This is a genomic window from Citrobacter sp. ABFQG (assembly GCF_004322975.1).
Lineage (GTDB): Bacteria > Pseudomonadota > Gammaproteobacteria > Enterobacterales > Enterobacteriaceae > Citrobacter > Citrobacter freundii.
Window position 1 is genome coordinate 1,868,624 of record NZ_CP036435.1, and the last position, 24,537, is coordinate 1,893,160.

Annotated in this window: 20 protein-coding genes; 13 read left to right on the forward strand and 7 right to left on the reverse strand. The window is 53.7% G+C overall.

Going from position 1 to position 24,537, the window contains the following annotated elements; translation table 11 throughout:
- Window positions 1-219: 219 nt before the first annotated feature.
- Together WN16_RS08985 and ppnP are read left to right on the forward strand one after the other, a co-directional pair.
- A complete protein-coding gene (locus WN16_RS08985) occupies window positions 220-897 on the forward strand; it encodes an AroM family protein (protein WP_003021474.1) in 678 nt (225 codons plus the stop codon).
- A 71-nt stretch (window positions 898-968) separates the two neighbouring features.
- On the forward strand, window positions 969-1,253 hold the full coding sequence (ppnP, locus tag WN16_RS08990) for a pyrimidine/purine nucleoside phosphorylase (RefSeq protein WP_003021477.1): 285 nt from the start codon (window positions 969-971) through the stop codon (window positions 1,251-1,253).
- A 49-nt stretch (window positions 1,254-1,302) separates the two neighbouring features.
- On the opposite strand, the gene rdgC is transcribed toward ppnP, so the two are convergent.
- Window positions 1,303-2,214, reverse strand: a complete 912-nt coding sequence (rdgC, locus tag WN16_RS08995; protein ID WP_003021479.1) for a recombination-associated protein RdgC — start codon at window positions 2,212-2,214, stop codon at window positions 1,303-1,305.
- Between the two features lie 91 nt (window positions 2,215-2,305).
- Here rdgC and mak point away from each other — a divergent pair, with 91 nt between their 5' ends.
- The gene (gene mak, locus WN16_RS09000) at window positions 2,306-3,214 is read left to right on the forward strand and encodes a fructokinase (protein WP_044699335.1); all 909 of its coding nucleotides are present in this window, start codon (window positions 2,306-2,308) and stop codon (window positions 3,212-3,214) included.
- 7 nt (window positions 3,215-3,221) lie between these two features.
- Here the strand turns inward: mak and araJ are convergent, their stop codons facing one another.
- The 3 genes from araJ to sbcD all read right to left on the reverse strand — a co-directional run bounded on the left by araJ (window position 3,222) and on the right by sbcD (window position 8,929).
- Window positions 3,222-4,394, reverse strand: coding sequence for an MFS transporter AraJ (gene araJ / locus WN16_RS09005; protein ID WP_032937081.1), 1,173 nt, complete (start codon window positions 4,392-4,394; stop codon window positions 3,222-3,224).
- A 192-nt stretch (window positions 4,395-4,586) separates the two neighbouring features.
- On the reverse strand, window positions 4,587-7,730 hold the full coding sequence (sbcC, locus tag WN16_RS09010; protein WP_044699338.1) for an exonuclease subunit SbcC: 3,144 nt from the start codon (window positions 7,728-7,730) through the stop codon (window positions 4,587-4,589).
- A complete protein-coding gene (sbcD, locus tag WN16_RS09015; RefSeq protein ID WP_032936985.1) occupies window positions 7,727-8,929 on the reverse strand; it encodes an exonuclease subunit SbcD in 1,203 nt (400 codons plus the stop codon). Before sbcD ends, sbcC begins: the two co-directional genes overlap by 4 nt.
- A 190-nt stretch (window positions 8,930-9,119) precedes the next feature.
- Here sbcD and phoB point away from each other — a divergent pair, with 190 nt between their 5' ends.
- The 5 genes from phoB (at window position 9,120) to malZ (ending at window position 16,291) form a co-directional block, all read left to right on the forward strand.
- The gene (phoB, locus tag WN16_RS09020; protein WP_003021496.1) at window positions 9,120-9,809 is read left to right on the forward strand and encodes a phosphate response regulator transcription factor PhoB; all 690 of its coding nucleotides are present in this window, start codon (window positions 9,120-9,122) and stop codon (window positions 9,807-9,809) included.
- A 50-nt stretch (window positions 9,810-9,859) separates the two neighbouring features.
- Window positions 9,860-11,155, forward strand: a complete 1,296-nt coding sequence (phoR, locus tag WN16_RS09025) for a phosphate regulon sensor histidine kinase PhoR (protein ID WP_016149692.1) — start codon at window positions 9,860-9,862, stop codon at window positions 11,153-11,155.
- 405 nt (window positions 11,156-11,560) lie between these two features.
- Complete coding sequence (brnQ, locus tag WN16_RS09035; RefSeq protein WP_003021501.1) at window positions 11,561-12,880, forward strand: branched-chain amino acid transporter carrier protein BrnQ; 1,320 nt, start codon at window positions 11,561-11,563, stop codon at window positions 12,878-12,880.
- Window positions 12,881-12,961: 81 nt separating this feature from the next.
- The gene (gene proY, locus WN16_RS09040; RefSeq protein WP_003021504.1) at window positions 12,962-14,335 is read left to right on the forward strand and encodes a proline-specific permease ProY; all 1,374 of its coding nucleotides are present in this window, start codon (window positions 12,962-12,964) and stop codon (window positions 14,333-14,335) included.
- A gap of 138 nt (window positions 14,336-14,473) precedes the next feature.
- Entirely contained in the window at window positions 14,474-16,291 is a 1,818-nt protein-coding gene (gene malZ / locus WN16_RS09045; RefSeq protein WP_044699344.1) for a maltodextrin glucosidase, read from the forward strand.
- Here malZ and WN16_RS09050 read toward each other — a convergent pair.
- Window positions 16,285-17,187 (reverse strand): LysR family transcriptional regulator, encoded by a 903-nt coding sequence (locus WN16_RS09050; RefSeq protein ID WP_044699345.1) that lies wholly within the window; start codon window positions 17,185-17,187, stop codon window positions 16,285-16,287. The two genes, malZ and WN16_RS09050, sit on opposite strands and share 7 nt — an antisense overlap.
- A gap of 273 nt (window positions 17,188-17,460) precedes the next feature.
- On the opposite strand from WN16_RS09050, the gene WN16_RS09055 reads away from it, so the two are divergent.
- The 3 genes from WN16_RS09055 (at window position 17,461) to WN16_RS09065 (ending at window position 20,711) form a co-directional block, all read left to right on the forward strand.
- Window positions 17,461-18,102, forward strand: a complete 642-nt coding sequence (locus WN16_RS09055; protein WP_003021513.1) for a hydrolase — start codon at window positions 17,461-17,463, stop codon at window positions 18,100-18,102.
- A 173-nt stretch (window positions 18,103-18,275) separates the two neighbouring features.
- Window positions 18,276-18,821, forward strand: a complete 546-nt coding sequence (locus WN16_RS09060; RefSeq protein WP_003835991.1) for an antibiotic biosynthesis monooxygenase — start codon at window positions 18,276-18,278, stop codon at window positions 18,819-18,821.
- Window positions 18,822-18,842: 21 nt separating this feature from the next.
- Window positions 18,843-20,711, forward strand: a complete 1,869-nt coding sequence (locus tag WN16_RS09065) for an amidohydrolase (protein WP_047715963.1) — start codon at window positions 18,843-18,845, stop codon at window positions 20,709-20,711.
- Between the two features lie 121 nt (window positions 20,712-20,832).
- On the opposite strand, the gene WN16_RS09070 is transcribed toward WN16_RS09065, so the two are convergent.
- Both WN16_RS09070 and acpH read right to left on the reverse strand, forming a co-directional pair.
- Window positions 20,833-21,435, reverse strand: a complete 603-nt coding sequence (locus WN16_RS09070) for a peroxiredoxin (protein WP_003021524.1) — start codon at window positions 21,433-21,435, stop codon at window positions 20,833-20,835.
- A 168-nt stretch (window positions 21,436-21,603) separates the two neighbouring features.
- A complete protein-coding gene (gene acpH / locus WN16_RS09075; protein WP_003021527.1) occupies window positions 21,604-22,185 on the reverse strand; it encodes an ACP phosphodiesterase in 582 nt (193 codons plus the stop codon).
- Between the two features lie 90 nt (window positions 22,186-22,275).
- Here acpH and queA point away from each other — a divergent pair, with 90 nt between their 5' ends.
- Both queA and tgt read left to right on the forward strand, forming a co-directional pair.
- Window positions 22,276-23,346 (forward strand): tRNA preQ1(34) S-adenosylmethionine ribosyltransferase-isomerase QueA, encoded by a 1,071-nt coding sequence (gene queA, locus WN16_RS09080; RefSeq protein ID WP_044699350.1) that lies wholly within the window; start codon window positions 22,276-22,278, stop codon window positions 23,344-23,346.
- Window positions 23,347-23,401: 55 nt separating this feature from the next.
- Entirely contained in the window at window positions 23,402-24,529 is a 1,128-nt protein-coding gene (gene tgt / locus WN16_RS09085) for a tRNA guanosine(34) transglycosylase Tgt (RefSeq protein WP_003021535.1), read from the forward strand.
- Window positions 24,530-24,537 lie beyond the last annotated feature (8 nt).

A 24,537-nucleotide genomic window follows, 5' to 3' on the forward strand; every position in this document is an offset into this window, starting at 1 on the left:
AAAAGTGCCAGTCCGGGCGTGCATCACATTTTTTTAAATTTCGCTGTATACAGTAAAAATTGAAAATTAAACAATAACAATCCAGTACTGGAATGATCTGGAATCTTTACACAATACACCGCCGATCTACTGCTACGCTTTTGAGCATTTGTAGCACAGGTTAGCGTCCGGCACGTGTCCGGGATTTCACAGCAAAGTAAGAAAACGGTGGAGCAACAAATGAGTACGTCGTTGGCTATCCTCACGATTGGCGTTGTGCCGATGTGTGAGGTGTTACCGCTCCTGACGGAATATATTGATGAACAGCACATTACTCACCACAGTCTGCTGGGGCAGATGCAGCGAGAAGATGTGATGGCTGAGTACGGAGCTTCACCCGGTGATGAGCTGTTATTAACGCTGCTTAGCGACCATCAGCTTGCACATGTCTCGCGCCTGAAGGTAGAACGCTCGCTACAAAGTATCGTGGAGGTGCTGGATAATCAGGGCTTTGACGTGATCCTGCTGATGAGTACCGCTTCAATCACCCGTCTGACCGCCCGCAATAGCATCTTGTTGGAACCCATACGCATTATTCCCCCGTTAGTGGCTTCGATTGTCGAAGGGCATCAGGTTGGGGTCATAGTACCTGTTGCTGAATTGCTCAAAGCCCAGACACAAAAGTGGCAGGTGTTACAAACGCCGCCAGTGTATGCCGTAGCGAATCCAGTAGAAGGTTCTGAACAACAGCTGATTGATGCCGGAAAATATCTCCTTGAGCAAGGCGCTGATGTTCTCATGCTGGACTGCCTGGGTTTTCATCAACGCCATCGTGATTTACTGCAAAAGTCGCTGGATGTCCCGGTTTTGCTGTCCAATGTGTTGATTGCCCGACTAGCTTCGGAATTGCTGGCGTAATTTTGCGTGACAGGTGGAACGTCAGCCCCCTATATTGGTTCCTAACTTAATCACGAGATAGGGCCAGTTGTATGCTTCAAAGTAATGAATACTTTTCCGGCAAAGTAAAATCGATCGGTTTTACCAGCAGCAGTACTGGCCGCGCCAGTGTAGGCGTGATGGCTGAAGGTGAATATACCTTTGGTACTGCGGCGCCTGAAGAGATGACGGTGGTTAGTGGCGCACTGAACGTGCTGCTGCCGGGGGAAACCGAGTGGAAAGTCTATGCCGCAGGAGACGTGTTTAACGTACCGGGCAACAGTGAGTTTCATCTGCAGGTAGCAGAGCCAACATCCTATCTTTGCCGCTATTTGTAAGCGTAAAAATGACGAATGGCGATATTGTGTCGCCATTCGCTAAACAGGGCTAACGTTGCGCTTCGCCGCCTAATCCCTCCACCAGACTTTTAATCAGCGCCGCCAGTTCACCTGTCATCAGGATGAAATCGGCATCAAAACGCTGAGCATAATCTTCACGGTCGATATCTTCGTTCTGATCGCGCAGCTCGTCGCTGAACTTCAGACGTTTAATGGAGCCGTCGTCACACATAACGAACTGAATACGCTGCTGCCAGTCGAGGGCCAACTTGGTGACCAGTTTGCCCGCCTCGATATGCACGGCGATTTCGTCGCAGACCAGATCCTGCTTTTTCGCGCGGATCACACCGCCGTCTTCAAGGATCGCTTTCAGTTCAGCTTCATCCAGTAACTGGAATCCTTGTGCTGTTGTGCCGGAGCGAACCCATTCGGTCAGCGTCAGCTCAATAGGGTTTTCCATCGTCAGCGGAACGACCGGCAGCGAGCCGAGGCTTTTACGCAGCAGCGCCAGCGTATCTTCCGCTTTTTTCGCGCTTGCACAGTCGACCATGATCAGATCGTTGACGGTGTCGATCCACATCATTGTCTGGCTGAAGCGGCTAAAGGCGCGCGGCAGCAATGAGTGCAGAACTTCATCTTTCAGTGAGTCTTTTTCGGTCTTCTTGAGTTTGCGACCTTGCTCAGCTTCCAGTTTGAATATTTTGGCTTCCAGCGCCTGTTTGATAACCGGCGACGGCAGAATTTTTTCTTCTTTGCGGGCGCAGATAATAATTTGGCCATTGGCGGTATGCGTTAATGCATCGCTGTGCGATCCCATCGGCGGAACCCAGCCCATTTTTGCCATATCCTGGCTACCGCAAGGGGTGAACGTCATTGATGCCAGCTGTTTTTCCATCTCTTCGGCACGCAAAGAAACATCGCGGCTAAGACGGTAAACCATTAAATTTTTGAACCACAGCATGATAATTTCCACGGCCTTGTCGTTAAATCCAGCGGGCATGATAGCGAATTGTCGCTATGCTTGCATTGTTAATCGGGAAGAGGAGCAAACAGTGCGTATAGGTATCGATTTGGGCGGTACGAAAACGGAAGTTATTGCGCTTGGCGATGCGGGCGAACAGCTTTTTCGCCATCGCCTGCCCACGCCGCGTGATGATTATCGGCAAACGATAGAAACCATCGCCATGCTGGTGGAGATGGCGGAAAACGCCACCGGGCAGACGGGAACCGTGGGAATGGGCATTCCCGGTTCAATCTCGCCCTACACCGGGGTGGTAAAGAATGCCAACTCGACCTGGCTTAACGGGCAACCTTTTGACAAAGATCTGAGTTCGCGTCTGAATCGCGAAGTGCGGTTGGCAAATGATGCCAACTGTCTGGCGGTTTCTGAAGCGGTGGATGGGGCAGCGGCGGGGGCGCAAACCGTGTTTGCGGTGATTATCGGCACCGGATGTGGCGCAGGCGTGGCGCTGAATGGTCGGGCACACACGGGCGGTAACGGTACCGCAGGGGAGTGGGGGCATAATCCGCTGCCGTGGATGGACGAAGATGAGCTGCGTTATCGGCAGGAAGTCCCCTGTTATTGCGGCAAACAAGGCTGCATTGAAACCTTCATTTCCGGGACCGGTTTTGCCACCGACTACCAGCGCCTGAGCGGTAAGCCGCTCAAAGGCAGTGAAATTATCAGCCTTGTTAATGCGCAGGATACTCTTGCGGAGCAAGCGTTGAGCCGCTATGAGCTTCGTCTGGCGAAATCACTGGCACATGTGGTGAATATTCTCGATCCGGACGTCATTGTGCTGGGTGGCGGAATGAGCAATGTCGATCGACTGTATCAAAACGTTCCGACGTTGATGAAGCAATTTGTTTTTGGCGGCGAGTGTGAAACGCCTCTACGCAAGGCGTTGCACGGTGACTCCAGCGGCGTGCGCGGCGCGGCCTGGCTGTGGCCGCACGTATAAACGGTTGTTATGTCGCGGGTGCAACCTGTTGTTGCACGCCGCGCTTCAGGCGACCATAGAGCAGCAGCGAGGACATCGCAGAAAACGACAGCAGCGCAGCCGGCAGCGTCACGTAGTTGTAGGCAAATCCCAGCGTCAGCATCATGCCACCGCAGTACGCGCCAATCGCGCTGCCGAGATTGAAGGCAATTTGCCCGCCAGCCGCGCCCAGTAGTTCTCCCCCTTTAGCATTTTGCAGAAGCAAAATTTGCAACGGCGCCGACAGAGCAAACAGACCCGCGCAGCAAATGAAAGCGAAGGTCAGCGACGCGGCTTTGATGCCGCCAAAGGCAAAGAGCAGCAGCAGAGCCAGCACAATCACGAAGTCGGTTATTACCGCAATTCGCAGCGGCGTATAACGGCCTGACAGCCTACCGCTTAGCAGATTTCCTAACACCATTCCCAATCCCACCAGCATCATGATGAAGGTCATTAGCGCCTCGGAGAAGCCGGAGATATACATCATGTACGGTTTGACGTAGCTGAACCAGGCGAAAACCCCGGCGTTCCCAAACATGGTGGCGGAAAAAATGAACCACGGGGCGGGGCTTTTCAAAAAGTGAAATTGTTCGCGCAGTTTCCCTTTTACCTCATCGCTAATGTTGGGGACCCAAAAAGCGACCGAGACTATTACGGCGATATTAAAGACGGCTATCAGCAGAAACGTGTAGCGCCAGCTAAATTCCTGGCTCAGCCAGGTGCCGACGGGAATGCCAACCAGATTGGCAACGGTCATCCCCGAAATCATGCCCGCGACGGCGGCGGTGACTTTTCCTGGACGGGCTAGCTTCGACAGGATAATCGCGCCCACGCCGAAAAATGCGCCATGAGGGAAGCCGGAAACCAGCCTGCCCACCGCCAGCATAAAATACGAGGAAGAGAGGGTGAAGATGGCGTTGCCAATCACGCACAGGGTGACCAGAAACAGCAAAATATGTTTGAGCGAAAAGCGATTGGAAAAGAGCGCAATAATGGGCGCGCCAAGCACTACGCCAAAGGCGTAAAACGAAATCATATGGCCAGCGGCAGGAATGGAAATTCCCACGTCCCGCGCCAGCTCAGTGAGGACACCCATGATGCCAAACTCGGCCATGCCCAGCCCAAATGTTCCGAGCGCTAAAGAGAAAATGACTTTTTTCATACCACCTGCCAACAAGAAAGACGCAGGATTTGCGTCATAGCGACGAACGTTCGCCGCCAATAGCGATAGCTTGCGGATAAGCGAAGTGGAATGCCATTTCATATCCGTCCCTGAGTATGCAATATTGTGCTACATAGCGTGCCGGATAGCGTTAGCGCTTATCCGGCCTGTGACACCATATCCGCTGGCCGATTACTCCACCGCAAACATTTTGTCGAGTTTGCTGTAGCCCAGACCGTTGATTTTTTTCACCTTGATCTGCACCGGAATGCGTTCTTTCATTGCTTCGACGTGGCTGATCACGCCAATGGTTTTACCGGTAGCGTTGAGCGCATCAAGCGCGTCCAGTGCGGTATCCAGCGTTTCACTGTCCAGCGTGCCGAAACCTTCGTCGAGGAACAGGGAGTCAATTCGGGTTTTGTGGCTGACCAGATCGGACAACGCCAGCGCCAGCGCCAGACTCACGAGGAAGCTCTCGCCGCCGGAAAGCGTACGCGTATCACGTACGGCATCGGCCTGCCAGGTATCAACCACTTCCAGCTCTAACGCTTCGCTGGCCTTGCGCTGCAACAAATAGCGACCGTGCAGACGGGTTAACTGGTTGTTGGCAAGCCAGACGAGGTTATCCAGCGTCAGCCCCTGGGCAAATTTGCGGAACTTATCTCCCTCTTTCGAGCCGATCAGTGCATTCAAATACCCCCAGTCTTCGACCTGCTGCGCGACTTTTTCAATCTCCTGCATCAGCGCCTGCTGCTGCTGGCGGTTTTCAGCATCTTGTTTGAGCTGCTGGCGAATTTCGCCCTGACGAGTAGTGTTATCGCGTAGCAGTTGGGTGAGCTGCGCCAGCGCGTCGTGCAGATGCTGCGCCGTCAGCGTGAGATCCACTTCTGTTGGTTGCTGCTGTTGATGAGCCGTCAGTGCCTGCTGGGCCTGATTAACCAGCGTTTGCGCCTGCTGTCGCTGGCCTTCCAGTGATTGCTTCAACTGCTCCAGGCGATTAAAGGTCTCTTCGTCCAGCAGGGCGGCAATAAAGGCGTCGCGATCGGCAAAGATGCTGGCCTGCAATGCGGCATCAAACTGCGCCTGGATTTCCGTGGCGCGCTGAACGTCCTGCGCCTCCTGCTGTTGCAAGGTTTGCCACTGTCCCTGTAAAGAGAGGCAATCGTCGTGCACCTGCCGCCAGTTTTCCAGCGACAAATCCTCAATGTTTTCAGAAAGCGCCTCGGTTTCAGGCAACGTTTCCAGCAGCGGCGCAAGCTGGGCAATCCGGGCCTGTAACTCGGTCAGTTCATTCTGACGCTGTTGCCACATTTGTGCTTCGTTCGCCCGTTCGCTTAGCCATGAGGCGACGTCATCCTCGGGTGGAAGGGCCAGACCATAGCGGGAAAGCTCGGCGGTTAGCGTCGCCTGGCGCTGGTCAATATGCAGCTGGAGCTGGGTAATCTGCTCGGTATGCGCGGTGATTTGCGCCTGCAGGGTATGACGCAGGCTCAACTGGTGAAGCTGTTGTTCGTGCTCTTCCTGAGCGGCCAGCCACGGGGCAATGTCATCCTGCGGTTGTAGCGTGACGTTGAGGCTGGCGGTGACGGTCAGCCACTCTTGAGTAAGTGCTTGCTCCTCCTGAGAAAGCGTCTGTGCTTCGCGTTCATCCCGCTGAAGTTGCTGGGTTATCGCCTCAAGCTGGCCGCGTAACGTTGAACCCTCATCGGCCAGCGTTTTGACCTCTTTTTCCAGTGCCTCACGCCGCGTCTGATTCACGCTCAGTTCGAGCGTTTGATAGCGTTCAATCGCCGGATGTGCGATGGAGCCGCATAGCGGGCAAGGCATGCCGGATTGCAACAATGCCCGTTGGCTTTCCAGATCTTTGATGCGGGCTTCTTGCTCGCAAATGACTCTCACATCAGTAAGCTGCTGATTTTTATCTTTATAGCGCTGACGTTTTTCGGCAAGCACCGCGTTGCGCTGGGTCAACTCTTGTTGATGCTGTACAAGCGTGGCGCGTAACTGTGCCAGTTGTTTTTGCTTCGGGGTGATTTGCCCGTGTAAATTGCTCAGCCGCTGGCGTAACGGACGAAGCTGCACATGTTGCGCCAGCGCATCCGTTACCTCCTGCGGTGAAAGGGTCAGCGCGGGAAGCGTTAGTGCATTGAGCTTACGCGTGTCGTTTTCTCGCAGCTGCTGCCATTGGCGTAGCTGGGTGCTGGCGTCGGACTGTTGGGCCAGCAGCGCTTTCCATCCTGCCAGTTCGCTACTCCATAAGCGGAAGCGATCATGCTCATTAAGCCAGTCGGTTAACGTCTGTTGTTCGGCTAGCATCAAGGTCGACTGCATTTGTGCCTGCTGACGAATACGCCCGCGCAGCGTTAAGCTGCTTTGTAAGCGAGCATTCACTTCCTGAATCTTCTGGCGCGTACGCTCGATGGTAGCCGTTTGTTCCTGAATTCGCTCCCAGTGCGGGCGTAACGCCCTGGCCGGCAGTGCCAGATTCAGTGCCGCCAACTGCGGCTGCGCGTCTTCTTGCGCCTGAAGCGCTGCCTGTAATGCCTGCTGGTGGCGGTTTATATCCGTTTGTAGCTCATTTTGCCGAATGAGCCAGTTGAGGTGCTGTTGCTGGGTTTGTTGGCTGGTAAGGTATTGTTTTTCTTCGTCAGTAAGTACCTGCAAACTTTCTGTCAGAGATTGCACCTGCTCTGGCGCTAACAGCGCCACGCCGCTGGCCTGGGCCTGCAGTTTTTCCAGCTCCGTACGCGCTGATTTGTGCTTTTCAAACACCATGGCGGAGATTTGACCGTAGATCTCAGTACCGGTTAACTCTTCGAGCAGCTCGGCGCGCTCTTTTGGTTTGGCATTGAGAAATGCGGCAAACTGGCCCTGAGAGAGCAGCATGGAACGGGTAAAACGGCCGTAATCCAGCCCGGTAAGCTCGGCGGTCATCTCCAGCTTGTCTTTGACTTTATCAGCGAGGATTTTACCGTCGGCGCAGCGGGCCAGCTCAACGCGCGGAACCTGCAGGTTGCCCTCTGGCTGATTACGCGCCCGGTTCTGGCTCCAGAATGCGCGGTAGGCTTCGCCCCGCACTTCAAATTCCACCTCGGCCAGACACTCCGCTGTGTCGCGGGTCATCAGGTCGTTTTGCGACTGTGACACAGTATTCAGGCGCGGCGTTTCGTGGTACAGCGCAAGGCAAATTGCGTCCAGCAGGGTGGTTTTCCCCGCGCCTGTGGGCCCGGTGATAGCGAACAGCCCGTTGCTGGCAAAAGGTTCTGCCGTGAAATCGACTTTCCATTCTCCCTTCAGGGAGTTGAGATTTTTCAGGCGCAGGCTGAGAATTTTCATGCTTCAGCCTCCCCGGCAAGCGTCTGTACGGTTGCGCTAAACAGCTGATTAAGCCGCTCGCGCTGCGGTTCTTCGAGTTCTTCCAGCGCCAGGCGGCGGTCAAAAACCTCCGCCACGCTCAGCTCGCTTAATGTTTCACGACGTTCATTGGCCATAATGCGTTCGCGCTGTTCGCGACTGCGGCGCACCAATAACACCTCTACCGGTAAATCTTCGGTCAAGGCCTGGATTTTACGCTGCATATCATGCAGATAGTCATCGGTGGTAATTTCAATATCCAGCCACACAGGCGGCTCTTGCTGTACGTTGCGCCACTGCTCAAGCTGGGCGGTAATGGCGGCGAGATCGCCTTTCAGTACCGCAAGCGGCTGGGTGACCGGTACGGTGAGATTCTCGACGGCGTTGAGTTTCCCTGCTTCAAAGCTCACCAGATGCACGCATTTGTTTTTGCCGCACTCGTCAAAACTGAGAGCGATCGGCGAGCCGCAGTAGCGAATATGCTCCGTGCCACCGATAACCTGCGCCCGGTGAATATGGCCCAGCGCGATGTAGTCCGCCGGAGGGAAGTTTTGTGCTGGGAAGGCGTCCAGCGTACCGATATAAATGTCACGGACGGCGTCACTTTTACTGGCGCCGACGGTGGTCAAATGCCCGGTCGCGATGATGGGCAGATTCTGATCACCACGCAGCGTGCAGGCATCCTGATACTGCTGCTGGTAATAGTCGGTGATGGCTGACAGCAAATGTTGCTGTTTTTCTTGCCCGGTTAGCCCGGCCTGGCTGGTAATGATGTCGCGTGGACGTAAAAAAGGAACCGGGCACAGAATTGCCCCCGGCGTGCCGTCGCGTTGCGGCAGTACCTGCGGAGCATGGCCGGCGCTGGCAACGACCGTGGTGTTGAGAAACGCCAGTATATCGCGGGATTCATTGAGTGTGGCGACGGAGTCGTGGTTGCCTGCCAGCACCACCAGATGACACCCGGTTTGCTGTAAATTAACGACAAAACGGTTATACAGCTCACGAGCGTAGCTTGGCGGTGAGCCGGTATCGAAAATATCACCCGCCACAATAATGGCATCCACCTGATGGGATTGTGCCGTTTCCAGCAGCCAGTCGAGAAAGGCCTGATGTTCAGCGGCACGGCTCTTGCTGTAGAAATTTTGGCCCAGATGCCAGTCAGACGTGTGAAGGATGCGCATAAGAGTTCCATGACGATAAAACAGTGGTGGGGATTATAACCTTTCAAGGACGGTAATATCTTGTCTCCGGGCTGTCATAATTCGCCGGGCTGCGTTAAACCTGGGCTATCTTTTCATAAATCTGTCATAAAACTGACGCATAATGGCACCGTATTGATGGCAAACGATTTAATTATAAACAGGGCAAATCATGGCGAGACGTATTCTGGTCGTAGAAGATGAAGCTCCAATTCGCGAAATGGTCTGCTTCGTGCTCGAGCAAAACGGTTTTCAACCCGTAGAAGCCGAAGACTATGACAGTGCTGTGAACCAACTCAATGAACCCTGGCCGGATCTCGTCCTGCTTGACTGGATGCTTCCCGGCGGCTCGGGTCTGCAGTTTATTAAACATCTCAAGCGCGAAGCCATGACGCGGGATATCCCCGTGATGATGCTGACGGCGAGAGGTGAAGAGGAAGACCGCGTCCGGGGTCTGGAAACCGGTGCGGATGATTATATTACCAAGCCGTTTTCTCCCAAGGAGCTGGTGGCGCGTATTAAAGCGGTTCTGCGTCGTATTTCACCGATGGCGGTGGAAGAGGTTATTGAGATGCAGGGGCTAAGCCTTGATCCGACCTCGCATCGCGTGATGACCGGCGAGGATCCGCTGGATATGGGGCCGACCGAATTCAAACTGTTGCACTTCTTTATGACCCACCCTGAGCGCGTCTACAGCCGTGAACAACTCCTCAATCATGTCTGGGGAACCAATGTCTACGTGGAAGACCGGACAGTGGATGTGCATATCCGCCGCTTACGTAAAGCGCTGGAGCACAGCGGACACGATCGAATGGTGCAGACAGTTCGCGGGACGGGATATCGTTTTTCGACCCGCTTCTGACTGACAAGAATCAGGGCCTGATGGATTAGGCCGTTTATGGAGTAAGACGTTTGCTAGAACGATTGTCATGGAAAAGGTTGGTACTGGAGCTGATCCTGTGCTGCATACCGGCATTTATCCTTAGCGCTTTTTTCGGTTACCTGCCCTGGTTTTTACTGGCGTCGGTAACGGGCCTGCTTATCTGGCATTTCTGGAATCTATTACGTTTGTCCTGGTGGCTATGGGTCGACAGAAGCATGACGCCGCCGCCGGGGCGAGGCAGTTGGGAGCCGTTGTTATATGGGCTGCATCAAATGCAGCTGCGCAACAAAAAGCGCCGTCGAGAACTGGGTAACCTGATCAAACGTTTTCGCAGCGGGGCGGAATCACTACCCGACGCGGTGGTGTTGACCACCGAAGAAGGCGGTATCTTCTGGTGTAACGGACTGGCTCAGCAGGTTCTGGGATTGCGCTGGCCGGACGATAGCGGGCAAAATATTCTTAACCTGCTGCGATACCCGGAATTCACACAATATCTGAAAACGCGCGACTTTAGCCGGCCTATCAATCTGGTGCTCAATACCGGACGGCATCTGGAAATTCGCGTGATGCCCTACACGGATAAGCAACTGCTGATGGTGGCGCGCGACGTTACCCAGATGCACCAACTGGAAGGTTCACGGCGAAACTTTTTCGCCAACGCCAGCCATGAGCTGCGCACACCGCTGACGGTGCTGCAAGGTTATCTGGAAATGATGCAGGAGCATCCGCTGGAAGGGACAACGCGCGAAAAAGCGCTGCATACCATGCGCGAACAAACGTACCGTATGGAAGGCCTGGTGAAACAGCTGCTGACGCTGTCAAAAATTGAAGCTGCTCCGACGTTGCAACTGAATGAGAAAGTCGATGTGCCCATGATGCTGCGCGTGATCGAGCACGAAGCGCAAACCCTGAGCCAGCATAAACATACGTTTACCTTTGATGTCGATAACAGCCTGAACGTGCGGGGCAACGAGGAGCAGTTGCGTAGCGCTATCTCGAATCTCGTCTATAACGCGGTGAACCACACCCCTGCGGGAACGCACATTACCGTACGCTGGCGGCATGTGGCCTCGGGAGCGGAGTTTTGTGTGGAAGACAACGGTCCAGGCATTGCCGCCGAGCATATTCCACGCCTGACCGAGCGTTTTTATCGGGTAGATAAGGCGCGATCGCGGCAAACGGGCGGTAGCGGGTTGGGCCTTGCCATCGTGAAACATGCGCTGCATCATCACGACAGCCGTTTGAATATCGAAAGCGAACCAGGCAAAGGGACGCGATTTAGTTTCGTGATCCCGGAACGTTTGATTGCCAAAAGTAACGGTTAAAGCACATTCGTAAGATTATCTTTCCAAAAGCCAGCACAAGCTGGCTTTTTCTATGCGGTCAATATATGACTCCTGAATTTTACGACGTTTGATTGTTTTTTGTTCGAACTATTACCCATACCTTTTTCAATGAAATGGTGTTTTGTGCTAACCCATTTTTTCATATCGCTATATTGTTCTGGTTTTTGGATCCCACCTTGCTTTAAAACGTTATAAGCGTTTAAATTGCGCTCCAGATGCTGTCATACCGACTGCATTTACGCGGTAAATCGAAAAACTATTCTTCGCCGCGCCAGGTCGGGAGTGTTTCCCGCTGGAATTGAGCAAAAATGCCGCTGTATTGTCCCCCAGGGAAAGGCAAAAATTTATTATTTTCAACACCACATCCACAGGCAGTAAGACTTTATGACCCATCAGTTAAAATCGCGCGATATTATCGCTTTGGGATTTATGACATTTGCACTGTTCGTTGGTGCAGGTAACATCATCTTCCCCCCAATGGTTGGTTTGCAGGCAGGTGAACACGTCTGGACTGCGGCTTTTGGCTTTTTGATTACCGCCGTTGGCCTGCCGGTACTTACCGTTGTCGCGCTGGCGAAAGTCGGTGGTGGTGTGGACCGACTGAGCACACCTATCGGTAAAGTTGCTGGTCTGCTACTGGCGACTGTTTGCTATCTGGCCGTTGGGCCGTTATTTGCTACCCCGCGTACCGCGACGGTCTCTTTCGAAGTCGGGATTGCACCGCTGACCGGTGACTCTGCGCTGCCGCTGTTTATCTATAGCGTTATCTATTTCGCGATTGTGATTCTGGTTTCGCTGTATCCGGGCAAACTGCTGGATACGGTGGGTAATTTCCTGGCACCGCTGAAAATCCTGGCGCTGGTTGTTCTGTCTGTCGCCGCAATCGTCTGGCCAGCAGGCCCGATCAGTAATGCGATGGAAGCCTACCAAACTGCGGCATTTTCTAATGGCTTCGTGAACGGGTATCTGACCATGGATACGCTGGGCGCGATGGTGTTTGGTATTGTTATCGTTAACGCCGCTCGCTCGCGTGGTGTTACTGAAGCGCGTCTGCTGACCCGTTACACCGTTTGGGCGGGTTTAATGGCGGGTGTGGGCTTAACGCTGCTGTATCTCGCGCTGTTCCGTCTGGGTTCAGATAGCGCGATTCTGGTCGATCAGTCTGCTAACGGCGCGGCGATTCTGCATGCGTATGTTCAGCACACCTTTGGCGGTGCAGGAAGCTTCCTGCTGGCGGCGCTGATTTTCATCGCCTGTCTGGTCACCGCGGTTGGCTTGACCTGTGCGTGCGCAGAGTTCTTTGCCCAGTACGTTCCACTGTCTTATCGTACGCTGGTATTTATCCTCGGCGGCTTCTCGATGGTGGTTTCTAACCTGGGTCTGAGCCATCTGATTCAGATCTCTATTCCGGTGCTGACGGCTATCTATCCGCCATGTATCGCACTGGTTGTATTAAGCTTTACCCGCTCATGGTGGCATAATTCTTCCCGCGTCATTGCACCTGCGATGTTTATCAGCCTGATTTTTGGTATCCTTGATGGCATTAAAGCTTCTGCAATTGGCGACGTGTTACCGGCCTGGACCCAGCGTTTACCGCTGGCGGAGCAGGGGCTGGCGTGGTTGATGCCAACAGTCGTGATGGTGGTCCTGGCAGTTATCTGGGATCGCGCCGCGGGTCGACAAGTGACCTCCAGCGCACACTAATATCACTGACAATAAGTTTTAACCACGGGGCTATTAACATGGCCCCGTGGTTTTTTTATTGTGTTAACAGGTTAGGAATCGATGGAAAGTAATAACAAGCTAAAGCGTGGGCTGAGCACCCGGCACATCCGCTTTATGGCATTAGGTTCAGCAATTGGTACCGGGCTGTTCTATGGCTCGGCCGATGCCATCAAAATGGCGGGGCCAAGCGTGTTGCTGGCCTATATTATCGGCGGCGTAGCGGCGTATATTATTATGCGCGCGCTGGGCGAAATGTCTGTTCATAACCCTGCAGCCAGCTCCTTCTCGCGCTATGCGCAGGAAAACCTCGGACCGCTGGCAGGCTATATCACCGGCTGGACCTATTGTTTTGAAATCCTGATTGTCGCCATTGCCGATGTGACTGCCTTTGGTATTTACATGGGCGTCTGGTTCCCGGCCGTACCGCACTGGATTTGGGTACTTAGCGTAGTGCTGATTATCTGCGCCATCAACCTGATGAGCGTGAAGGTGTTTGGCGAGCTGGAGTTCTGGTTCTCGTTCTTCAAAGTCGCCACCATTATCATCATGATTGTCGCCGGTTTCGGTATCATCATTTGGGGGATTGGCAACGGCGGGCAACCGACCGGTATCCATAACTTATGGAGCAATGGTGGCTTCTTCAGCAACGGCTGGCTCGGCATGGTGATGTCGCTGCAAATGGTGATGTTCGCTTACGGCGGGATTGAGATTATCGGGATTACCGCAGGCGAAGCCAAAGACCCGGAAAAATCTATTCCGCGCGCTATCAATTCCGTACCAATGCGTATCCTGGTGTTTTATGTGGGGACGTTGTTCGTCATTATGTCTATCTACCCGTGGAACCAGGTGGGTACCGACGGTAGCCCGTTCGTTATGACGTTCCAGCATATGGGCATTACCTTTGCTGCCGGGATCCTCAACTTTGTGGTTCTGACTGCGTCGCTGTCGGCAATTAACTCTGACGTCTTCGGTGTGGGACGTATGCTACACGGCATGGCGGAACAGGGCAGTGCCCCAAAAATGTTTGCCAAGACGTCGCGTCGTGGCGTGCCGTGGGTTACGGTGATGGTGATGACCATCGCGCTGCTGTTTGCGGTTTATCTTAACTACATCATGCCGGAAAACGTCTTCCTGGTGATCGCCTCTTTGGCAACGTTCGCCACGGTTTGGGTGTGGATTATGATCCTGCTGTCGCAGATTGCTTTCCGTCGTCGTCTGCCGCCAGAAGAGGTCAAAGCGCTGAAATTTAAAGTACCGGGTGGGGTAACGACGACCGTTGTTGGCCTGATTTTCCTGGTCTTTATCATCGCGCTTATCGGCTATCATCCGGATACCCGCATTTCGCTGTACGTCGGCTTTGCGTGGATTGTCCTGCTGCTGGTCGGCTGGGGATTCAAGCGCCGTCGCGAGCGCCAACTTGCTGAAGCACAGTAATATTTTTGCCGGGTAGCTTTGCGTTACCCGGCAATTTTCTCCTCCCCCGAACTCCTCCCCCAATAAACGTTAAGATGATGAGTGATCCTGCACTTCGCTATGGCAAGGTGACGTCATTATCATCAAAGGGGATACGTGATGTTGAACGCCTGGCACCTTCCGGTTGCCCCATTTGTTAAGCAAAACAAAGATCAACTGACGATTACATTATGGCTGGCGGGGGAAAATCCACCCCAGCGGGTGACGCTACGCGCAGAAAACGATAACGAAGAGATTTCGCTGGCTATGCACAAGCAGCGCAGCCAGCCGCAGCCGGGTGTGACCGCGTGGCGAGCGGCGATTGATCTCTCCAGCGGGCAGCCTCGTCGACGCTATAGCTTTAAATTACTTTGGCTCGATCGTCAGTTGTGGTTCACCCCACAGGGATTCAGCCGTTTTCCGCCTGCGCGTCTGGAGCAGTTTGCCGTCGATGTGCCGGATAACGGTCCGCAGTGGGTCGCTGACCAGGTCTTTTACCAAATTTTCCCGGACCGTTTTGCCCGCAGCCAGTCGCGTGAAGCGGGCCAGGATAACGTCTATTACCATCACGCGGCCGGGCACGACATCGTGCGGCGCGAATGGGACGAACCGCTTACGGCTCAGGCCGGTGGCTCCACGTTCTATGGCGGCGATTTGGACGGCATCAGCGAAAAGCTACCGTACCTGAAAACGTTAGGGGTCACGGCGCTGTACCTGAATCCTGTGTTTACCGCGCCGAGCGTGCATAAATACGATACCGAAGATTACCGTCATGTTGATCCGCAATTTGGCGGCGACACGGCGCTGCTACGCCTGCGGCACAACACCCAACAGCAGGGCATGCGCTTGATTCTGGACGGTGTTTTTAACCATAGCGGCGATTCGCACGCCTGGTTTGACCGGCATAGTAGGGGAACGGATGGGGCGTGCCATAACCCAGAATCCCCCTGGCGCGACTGGTATCATTTCTCAGCCGACGGCGTTGCGCTCGACTGGCTGGGGTATTCCAGCCTGCCCAAGCTGGACTTTTCTTCGGAAAGCCTGGTAAATGAAATTTATCGCGGCGAAGACAGTATCGTCCGTCACTGGCTGAAAGCGCCGTGGAGTATGGACGGCTGGCGTCTTGATGTGGTGCACATGCTGGGAGAAGCAGGAGGCGCACGTAACAACCTACAACACGTGGCCGGCATTACGCAGGCGGCAAAAGAAACCCAGCCAGAGGCGTATGTGGTGGGTGAACATTTTGGCGATGCTCGCCAGTGGTTGCAGGCCGACGCGGAAGATGCCGCCATGAACTATCGCGGCTTTACTTTCCCTCTCTGGGGATTCCTCGCCAATACCGATATTTCATACGACCCACAATCCATTGACGCCCAGACCTGTATGGCGTGGATGGATAACTACCGTGCGGGGTTGTCGCATCAACAGCAATTGCGCATGTTTAACCAGCTCGACAGCCACGATACCGCTCGCTTTAAGTCTCTGCTCGGTAAAGACGTCGCACGTTTACCGCTGGCGGTGGTGTGGCTATTTACCTGGCCTGGCGTGCCCTGTATTTACTACGGCGACGAAGTGGGGCTGGATGGCAACAACGATCCGTTTTGCCGCAAACCTTTCCCATGGCAGCCTGAAAAACAGGACGCTAACCTGCTGGCGTTGTACCAGCGGCTGGCAAAATTACGCCACCAGAGCCAGGCGCTACGCCACGGTGGTTGTCAGGTGATTTACGCCGAGGATAACGTGGTGGTGTTTGTACGGGTGCTAAACCGCCAGCGCGTGTTAGTGGCGATTAACCGTGGCCAGGCTTGTGAAGTGGTCCTGCCAGCCTCGCCATTACTGAGCGTGAGTCATTGGCAGCACAAAGAGGGCACAGGTGTGCTTGCCGACGATATCCTGACGTTGCCGGCGATTTCCGCCTCGGTATGGTCAGGTCATTGATATAAGTGCGCAATCGCCGGGCTTGCCAGCAGCGCGTCTCGCCACCAGCGCTGCGCCAGTCCATCACGGTTATTACGCCATGCCATATAGGCCACGTCTTTTTGGCGAAATGAGATAACCGTTTTTTCCACCAGCTCGCCCGTAGCAAGCCACGGGCTGGCAATATGGCGGGGGAGAAATCCGCAGCCCATGCCGGCTCGCAGTAGCATCACTTTACTGTGGAAGTCATCGACACGGATCTGCGCCTGCTCCTCCATCAGATTGGTTTGTAACGGATGGCAGAAGCGGGCGCTGTCGCTGATAACAATCGCCCGATGCAGGCACAACTGCTCGTTGGTCAGGCCATCAGGTGCTGTGGCCAGCGGATGCTCAGGTGCCACGACAAATACATTGTCCAATGTACCGAGCATTTTGTAGGACCAGGCCGCTGACGTTGGTGGTTCATTAATCGCCCCCAGAATAATATCTGCTCCATTATGGGTCAGCTCCTCCCAGGAACCCGCCAGCGTATGATGGGTAAAACTGAGGCGGGTTTGCTTATTCAGCGCGTGAAATTCATCGATAATGGGTAACAGCGAGGCGAAAGGAAAGGAGTCGTCCAGCGCAATCGCCAGCTCTTTTTCCCAGCCTGAACTCAGCTGTACCGCCTGTTTTTCGAGATCTTTTGCCGCACTTAGCAATAAACGTCCCTTTTCCAGCATCATCTGTCCGGTGTCGGTAAATTTAGCCCGGTGTCCGGAACGGTCAAGCAACTCGATATTCAGGTCGCTTTCCAGCTTTTGAATCATATAGCTGAGTGCCGCAGGCGTTTTAAACAGCGATTCGGCCGCCGCGGCAAATGAACCCTGTTTGTCGAGTGCGTCGAGAATAAGCAAAACATCCAGATTAATGCGCATAAGCAGAAAAGATCCTGAAAATTAAACCCTTCTGTTGTACCGAATGAAGAAAAACAATGCCAGTGAATAATTTAGATGAATCATGCGCATTTTTTTGATGTTGTTTAGGATATATCGCAACACAGAATTAATAGTTTCACAGGATGGTAAGTTTTCTTTAATAACTCGTTAGAAATTTCCCGCTATACTCAACAAGCTTTCTGATTCAGGATCCTGCTGCTGACGGCAGATACAGACCGTTGCCTTTTAACTTATTGATTAAGAAGGTGTGATATGTCTATTCGGGAACTGATTGACCCTCAAAACTCTACGCTTATTTTTATTGATCATCAGCCGCAAATGTCATTTGGTGTAGCGAATATCGATCGCCAGACTTTAAAAAATAATACCGTGGCATTAGCGAAAGCCGGGAAAATATTCAATGTTCCGGTGATTTATACTTCTGTAGAAACGAAAAGTTTTAGCGGATATATCTGGCCAGAATTGTTAGCGGTTCATCCTGATGTAAAACCCATTGAACGCACCTCAATGAACTCCTGGGAAGATGCGGCGTTTGTGAAGGCCGTGGAAGCGACTGGGCGCAAAAAACTGATTATCTCCGCGCTGTGGACCGAAGTCTGCCTGACTTTCCCGGCACTGATGGCGCTGGAAGCGGGTTATGAAGTATATGTGGTGACCGACACTTCCGGCGGCACGTCCGTGGATGCCCATGAGCGTTCTATCGACCGCATGGTACAGGCTGGTGCCGTACCCGTAACCTGGCAACAGGTTCTTCTTGAGTACCAGCGCGACTGGTCTCGCAAAGAAACCTACGACGCCGTCATGGATCTGGTACGCGAGCACAGCGGTGCCTACGGTATGGGCGTGGATTATGCCTATACCATGGTGCATGGCGCGCCAGAACGTAAAGCCTAAATACACGTCATCCTTCATGTTGCATCTTTGTTGGCTTCGCTTGCGTACCCCAGTCACTGACTTATGTAAGCTCCCGGGGATCCACAACCTTGCCGCCTCGATGCACCATGAATGATTTTGTGTATTGCTTTCCTGGCCTAAGCGGCCTGTTTCCTCTCAACAAGGAATCCTTCATGGCGCAGAACAAACATGTGACGTTGGTGATTACCCACACCCTGCTGCCTGAGCAGGCGCAGCGGTATGAGCAATGGCTGGGGAAAATTATGCCGGTGGCGGCCGAGTTTCCCGGTCATCTCGGGGCGAACGTGATTCGCCCTGCGGATGGCGACAACCTGTGGAATATCATTATTCGCTTCGACACGCTTGAGCATCTGTATAACTGGACCCAGTCCGATACGCGCCGTGTGCTGGTGGAAGAGATTGCCCCACTGCTGGCGGAAGGTGATAAAACCGAAATTCGTACCGAAGCGGCATTCTGGTTTACGCCGCCAGCGCCACATGTACGCCAGCCCAAACGCTGGAAACAGTTTCTGATAACCCTGCTGGTGATATTTCCTAGCACCAATCTGGTGCCGTGGTTGACCGGCATTGTGCTGCCTGCAATGAAGGGCTCGTTACTCCTGCATCTCATCAATGATGCCTGTGTGGTTGCGCTGGTGGTCTGGTTCTGGATGCCCATCGTAACCCGTCTGTTTGCCGGATGGCTGAAAAAAGCCTGACCGGTATCTCAGGAGATTGTTATGTCTCAAACTGCCACACTGATTCTGACTCACGGAAAAATTCATACTCTCGATAGGCAACGCCCGCAGGTCGAGGCGGTGGCGATTGCCAACGGAAAGATCCTGGCGACTGGTAGCCACGAGCGGGTAATGAGCTTTGCTGCCGAAGGGACGCAGGTTGTCGATCTGCAAGGACATACGGTGATCCCGGGCCTGAACGATTCGCACCTGCACCTTATTCGTGGTGGACTGAATTACAACCTGGAATTACGTTGGGAAGGCGTGCCGTCGCTGGCGGACGCCCTACGTATGCTCAAAGACCAGGCGGACAGAACGCCGTCGCCGCAATGGGTACGCGTGGTGGGCGGCTGGAGCGAATTCCAGTTTGCCGAACGTCGCATGCCAACCCTGGAAGAACTGAATGAGGCTGCTCCGGATACTCCAGTTTTTGTTCTGCATCTCTATGACCGGGCTTTGCTGAACCGCGCTGCGCTGAAAGCCGTCGGCTACACCAAAGCGACGCCGGATCCGGCGGGCGGTGAGATTGTGCGTGATAGCAACGGCAACCCGACCGGGATGTTGATCGCTAAACCAAACGCCATGATCCTTTATTCGACGCTGGCAAAAGGACCCAAACTGCCGCTGGAAATGCAGGTTAACTCGACCCGCCAGTTTATGCGTGAACTGAACCGTCTGGGACTGACCAGTGCCATCGATGCGGGCGGCGGCTTCCAGAACTATCCGGAAGATTACGAGATCATTGAGCAGTTACACGCCAACAAGCAGATGACGGTGCGTATTGCCTACAACCTGTTTACCCAGCGTCCAAAACAGGAACTGGAAGACTTTGAACGTTGGACCGATATGCTCAAACCGGGGCAGGGGACCGACTTCTACCGCGCCAATGGGGCCGGGGAAATGCTGGTCTTTTCGGCAGCGGATTTTGAAGATTTTCTCCAGCCGCGCCCGGACCTGCCGGAGGGTATGGAAGATGAGCTGGAGCGCGTGGTGCGACACCTGGTGGAGCACTGCTGGCCGTTCCGCCTGCACGCCACCTACGATGAATCTATCAGCCGCATGTTGGACGTGTTTGAGAAGGTGAATCGTGATATCCCGTTCAATGGCCTGCACTGGTTCTTCGATCATGCCGAAACCATTACTGAACGGAATATCGAGCGCGTTAAAGCGCTGGGCGGCGGGATTGCTGTTCAGCACCGAATGGCGTTCCAGGGCGAATATTTTGTCGATCGTTATGGCAAAGATGCGGTCAAACACACGCCGCCGGTGGCGAAAATGCTGGCGGCTGAAGTTCCGGTAGGGCTGGGGACTGACGCCACCCGTGTGGCTAGCTACAACCCGTGGACCGCGCTCTATTGGCTGGTTTCGGGCCGCACCGTTGGCGGTATGGCGATGTACGATGATAACAACCGCTTGCCGCGCGACGTGGCGCTGGAACTGTGGACCGCTGGCAGCGCCTGGTTCTCCAGCGAGCAGGGTAAGAAAGGGCGAATCGAGAAAGATCAACTGGCCGACCTGGTGGTGCTGTCTAAAGATTACTTCAACGTGGCGGAAGAAGAGATCAAAGGCATTGAGTCAGTGATGACCATTGTCGATGGCAAAGTCGTGTATGCGGCAGGGCATTTCACCCCGCTGGCACCACCAGCCATCCCGGTTGTGCCGGACTGGTCGCCGGTGGTGAAGGTGCCGGGGCACTATCGCTCAGCGCCGCCTGCTGCGGCAAAAATTGGCGCAATGGTGCAGATGCATCAGTGCTGTGGTAGCTGTGGCGTACACGGTCATCAGCATGATATTGCGCGTCAATCAGGCATTCCGGTGTCAGATGACCGGGCTTTCTGGGGCGCGCTTGGCTGTTCCTGCTTCGCGTTTTAATTGTGGTTTGGATAAGTGTATTGTCGCGGGTGATACTTACAGATAGTGACGCAATTGCCTACCTGACCTACGAACAATAAAAAAGGCCCGCACTAGCGGGCCTTTTGTCGATTCATGCCAATTACAGGCTGGAAACGTTCTCGGTCAGGTATTTTGCTACGCCGTCCGGAGACGCGTTCATACCTTCTTTACCTTTTTCCCACTGTGCCGGGCATACGTCGCCGTGCTCTTCGTGGAACTGCAGCGCGTCAACCATGCGCAGCATTTCGTCGATGTTACGGCCCAGCGGCAGATCGTTAACCACCTGGTGGCGAACAACGCCGTTAGCGTCGATCAGGAAAGAACCGCGCAGAGCAACGCCAGCTTCCGGGTGCTCGATGCCGTAGGCTTTCTGGATTTCGCGTTTGATGTCAGCAACCATTGCGTATTTCACTGCACCGATGCCGCCTTTGTCGACAGGGGTGTTACGCCATGCGTTGTGGACAAATTCAGAGTCGAAGGAAACGCCAACAACTTCAACGCCGCGCTTCTGGAATTCTTCGTAACGTTTGTCGAATGCGATCAGTTCAGACGGGCAAACGAAGGTGAAGTCCATCGGCCAGAAGAACAGAACGGTAGTTTTACCGTTGGTATGCTGTTTGAAGTTGAAGTTTTCAACGATCTCACCGCTACCCAGTACCGCAGCTGCTGTGAAATCCGGAGCCTGACGAGTTACCAGTACCATATAATTCTCCTGCAATGTTAAGGGGTTTTTGGAACGCAACGCGGGCCAGTATAGAGAGTGTTCGTGAATAAGACAAAGAGGCGCTGGCAATCATTGAGACAGGTTTTGTCTATCAATCTTTTGCCGGATGACGGCTACGGCTTATCCGGCGGGGAATGCGGGTTGCAATCAAAGGGTTTTACGCCGCGCCTGGTCCATCATTTGCGGATAAAACTGCCAGAATCGTTCTTCTAACGCATCGTAATGCGTATTGAGGTCATACCATGAGTCGCGTAGGGCATCGAGCCGTGGACGGCGGCTGGCCATGCCGTTCAGGACGTTCTGGATAAAATCCATGTCCCGGTAGCGCTCAAGCCATTTCTCTGACCATATATAGTTATTCAGATTGATAAAGCGTGGCGGCGATTCCGGCAAAATAGTGGTTACCTGGGTACGGGCATAGCGCACAAAGTCCGTCAGCGGTAAGTCAGGGGAGATCTCCGACCAGTGGCGCGACAGAAAATGATCCCACATGACATCCAGCGTAATCGGCGCGACGCGGCGCGTTTCGCTACGAAACCATTCTTTGGCTTCACGCACCTGCGGCAGGTTATCTGTCATCACGTCGATACGACGATGCATGAAGATGCCTTCTACCACATCAGGCGAGTAGTGCGTTTCCGGATTACCCCGGACAAAATCGGCCAGCAGATTGCCGGAAAGCGAACTGTCGGCAAGGTGAGCGAGATGCAAATGTGCAAGAAAATTCATAGTTAAATGTTTATCCAGAGGGGTAAAGGTTGCAGGGAGAACGCCCCGGCACTAGACTACCCGCCTCTTATTTTAGTCTGAGTCAGTGTCATGCGCGTTACCGATTTCACCTTTGAACTACCCGAATCCCTGATTGCCCACTATCCGCAAGCTGAGCGCAGTAGCTGTCGCTTGCTGTCTTTGGACGGGCCGACGGGCGCGCTGACGCACGGTACTTTCACCGATTTGCTCGATAAGCTCAACCCTGGCGATTTGCTGGTCTTTAACAACACCCGCGTAATTCCTGCGCGTCTGTTTGGTCGTAAAGCCAGCGGCGGTAAAATTGAAGTGCTGGTCGAGCGTATGCTGGATGACAAACGTATTCTGGCGCATATTCGTGCCTCGAAAGCGCCGAAACCGGGCGCCGAGCTGCTGCTGGGCGATGACGAAAGCATTAAAGCAACGATGGTGGCGCGTCATGACGCGCTGTTTGAAGTTGAGTTTAACGACGAACGCAGCGTGCTGGATATCCTCAACGCGATTGGCCATATGCCGTTGCCGCCGTATATCGACCGTCCGGATGAAGACGCCGACCGCGAGCTGTACCAGACCGTGTACAGCGAAAAACCGGGTGCCGTCGCTGCGCCGACCGCGGGTCTGCATTTTGACGATCCGCTGCTGGCTAAACTGCGCGATAAAGGCATTGAAATGGCGTTCGTCACCCTGCACGTTGGAGCGGGCACTTTCCAGCCGGTGCGCGTAGACACTATTGAAAACCACATTATGCACTCCGAATATGCGGAAGTGCCGCAGGATGTGGTGGACGCGGTGCTGGCGGCGAAAGCGCGCGGTAACCGCGTGATTGCGGTGGGCACCACCTCCGTACGTTCACTGGAAAGTGCGGCGCAGGCGGCCAAAAACGATCTAATCGAGCCGTTCTTCGGCGATACACAAATCTTTATTTATCCAGGCTATAAATATCAGGTGATTGATGCTCTGGTCACCAACTTCCACCTGCCGGAATCGACACTGATTATGCTGGTTTCCGCATTTGCTGGTTATAAAAACACCATGCACGCCTATCATGAAGCGGTAAAAGCGGAATATCGCTTTTTTAGTTACGGGGATGCGATGTTTATCACGTACAATCCGCAGGCTATTTCTGAGCGTGTCGGGGAATAAGTTTCCGGCATGAGTGTTTAAAACGTCGGACTGTTTTTCTGACGCAGGAGTGAAGATGAAATTTGAACTGGATACCACAGACGGTCGCGCTCGCCGCGGCCGCCTGGTTTTTGATCGTGGCGTAGTAGAAACGCCTGCTTTTATGCCGGTCGGTACTTACGGCACAGTAAAAGGCATGACGCCGGAAGAAGTTGAAGCGACCGGCGCACAGATCATCCTCGGCAACACTTTCCACCTGTGGCTACGCCCGGGGCAGGAAATCATGAAACTGCACGGCGATCTGCACGATTTTATGCAGTGGAAAGGGCCGATACTCACCGATTCCGGCGGCTTCCAGGTGTTCAGCCTGGGCGATATCCGGAAGATAACCGAACAAGGCGTGCATTTCCGTAACCCGATCAACGGCGATCCGATTTTCCTCGATCCCGAGAAGTCGATGGAGATTCAATACGATCTCGGTTCCGATATCGTGATGATCTTCGACGAATGTACACCGTATCCGGCCGACTGGGACTATGCTAAACGCTCGATGGAGATGTCTCTGCGTTGGGCGAAGCGCAGCCGTGACCGTTTTGATAGCCTCGGCAACAAAAATGCGCTTTTTGGCATCATTCAGGGCAGTGTTTACGAAGATTTACGTGATATCTCCGTCAAAGGTCTGGTAGATATCGGCTTTGATGGCTACGCTGTCGGCGGTTTGGCTGTCGGTGAACCGAAGGAAGATATGCACCGCATTCTGGAACATGTTTGCCCGCAGATTCCGGCAGATAAACCGCGTTACCTGATGGGCGTCGGTAAACCAGAAGATCTGGTTGAAGGCGTGCGTCGCGGTATCGATATGTTTGACTGTGTGATGCCAACGCGAAATGCCCGTAATGGTCATTTGTTTGTGACTGACGGCGTGGTAAAAATTCGTAACGCGAAACATAAAAGCGACACCAGTCCGCTCGATGCTGAGTGTGATTGCTACACCTGTCGCAATTATTCGCGCGCTTACTTGCATCATCTCGACCGTTGCAACGAAATATTGGGCGCGCGTCTCAACACGATTCATAACCTTCGCTACTACCAGCGTTTGATGGCGGGTTTACGCAAGGCTATTGAAGAGGGTAAATTAGAGAGCTTCGTGACTGATTTTTACCAACGTCAGGGTAGACCAGTTCCACCTGTGAACGTTGATTAATTTTAATA

Bases quoted from the DNA above. Each gene is read 5' to 3' on its own strand.
- WN16_RS08985 (WP_003021474.1), top strand. From the start codon at position 220: ATGAGTACGTCGTTGGCTATCCTCACGATTGGCGTTGTGCCGATGTGT.
- ppnP (WP_003021477.1), top strand. From the start codon at position 969: ATGCTTCAAAGTAATGAATACTTTTCCGGCAAAGTAAAATCGATCGGT.
- rdgC (WP_003021479.1), bottom strand. From the start codon at position 2,214: ATGCTGTGGTTCAAAAATTTAATGGTTTACCGTCTTAGCCGCGATGTT.
- araJ (WP_032937081.1), bottom strand. From the start codon at position 4,394: ATGAAAAAAGTCATTTTCTCTTTAGCGCTCGGAACATTTGGGCTGGGC.
- sbcC (WP_044699338.1), bottom strand. From the start codon at position 7,730: ATGAAAATTCTCAGCCTGCGCCTGAAAAATCTCAACTCCCTGAAGGGA.
- sbcD (WP_032936985.1), bottom strand. From the start codon at position 8,929: ATGCGCATCCTTCACACGTCTGACTGGCATCTGGGCCAAAATTTCTAC.
- phoB (WP_003021496.1), top strand. From the start codon at position 9,120: ATGGCGAGACGTATTCTGGTCGTAGAAGATGAAGCTCCAATTCGCGAA.
- brnQ (WP_003021501.1), top strand. From the start codon at position 11,561: ATGACCCATCAGTTAAAATCGCGCGATATTATCGCTTTGGGATTTATG.
- proY (WP_003021504.1), top strand. From the start codon at position 12,962: ATGGAAAGTAATAACAAGCTAAAGCGTGGGCTGAGCACCCGGCACATC.
- malZ (WP_044699344.1), top strand. From the start codon at position 14,474: ATGTTGAACGCCTGGCACCTTCCGGTTGCCCCATTTGTTAAGCAAAAC.
- WN16_RS09050 (WP_044699345.1), bottom strand. From the start codon at position 17,187: ATGCGCATTAATCTGGATGTTTTGCTTATTCTCGACGCACTCGACAAA.
- WN16_RS09055 (WP_003021513.1), top strand. From the start codon at position 17,461: ATGTCTATTCGGGAACTGATTGACCCTCAAAACTCTACGCTTATTTTT.
- WN16_RS09060 (WP_003835991.1), top strand. From the start codon at position 18,276: ATGGCGCAGAACAAACATGTGACGTTGGTGATTACCCACACCCTGCTG.
- WN16_RS09065 (WP_047715963.1), top strand. From the start codon at position 18,843: ATGTCTCAAACTGCCACACTGATTCTGACTCACGGAAAAATTCATACT.
- WN16_RS09070 (WP_003021524.1), bottom strand. From the start codon at position 21,435: ATGGTACTGGTAACTCGTCAGGCTCCGGATTTCACAGCAGCTGCGGTA.
- acpH (WP_003021527.1), bottom strand. From the start codon at position 22,185: ATGAATTTTCTTGCACATTTGCATCTCGCTCACCTTGCCGACAGTTCG.
- queA (WP_044699350.1), top strand. From the start codon at position 22,276: ATGCGCGTTACCGATTTCACCTTTGAACTACCCGAATCCCTGATTGCC.
- tgt (WP_003021535.1), top strand. From the start codon at position 23,402: ATGAAATTTGAACTGGATACCACAGACGGTCGCGCTCGCCGCGGCCGC.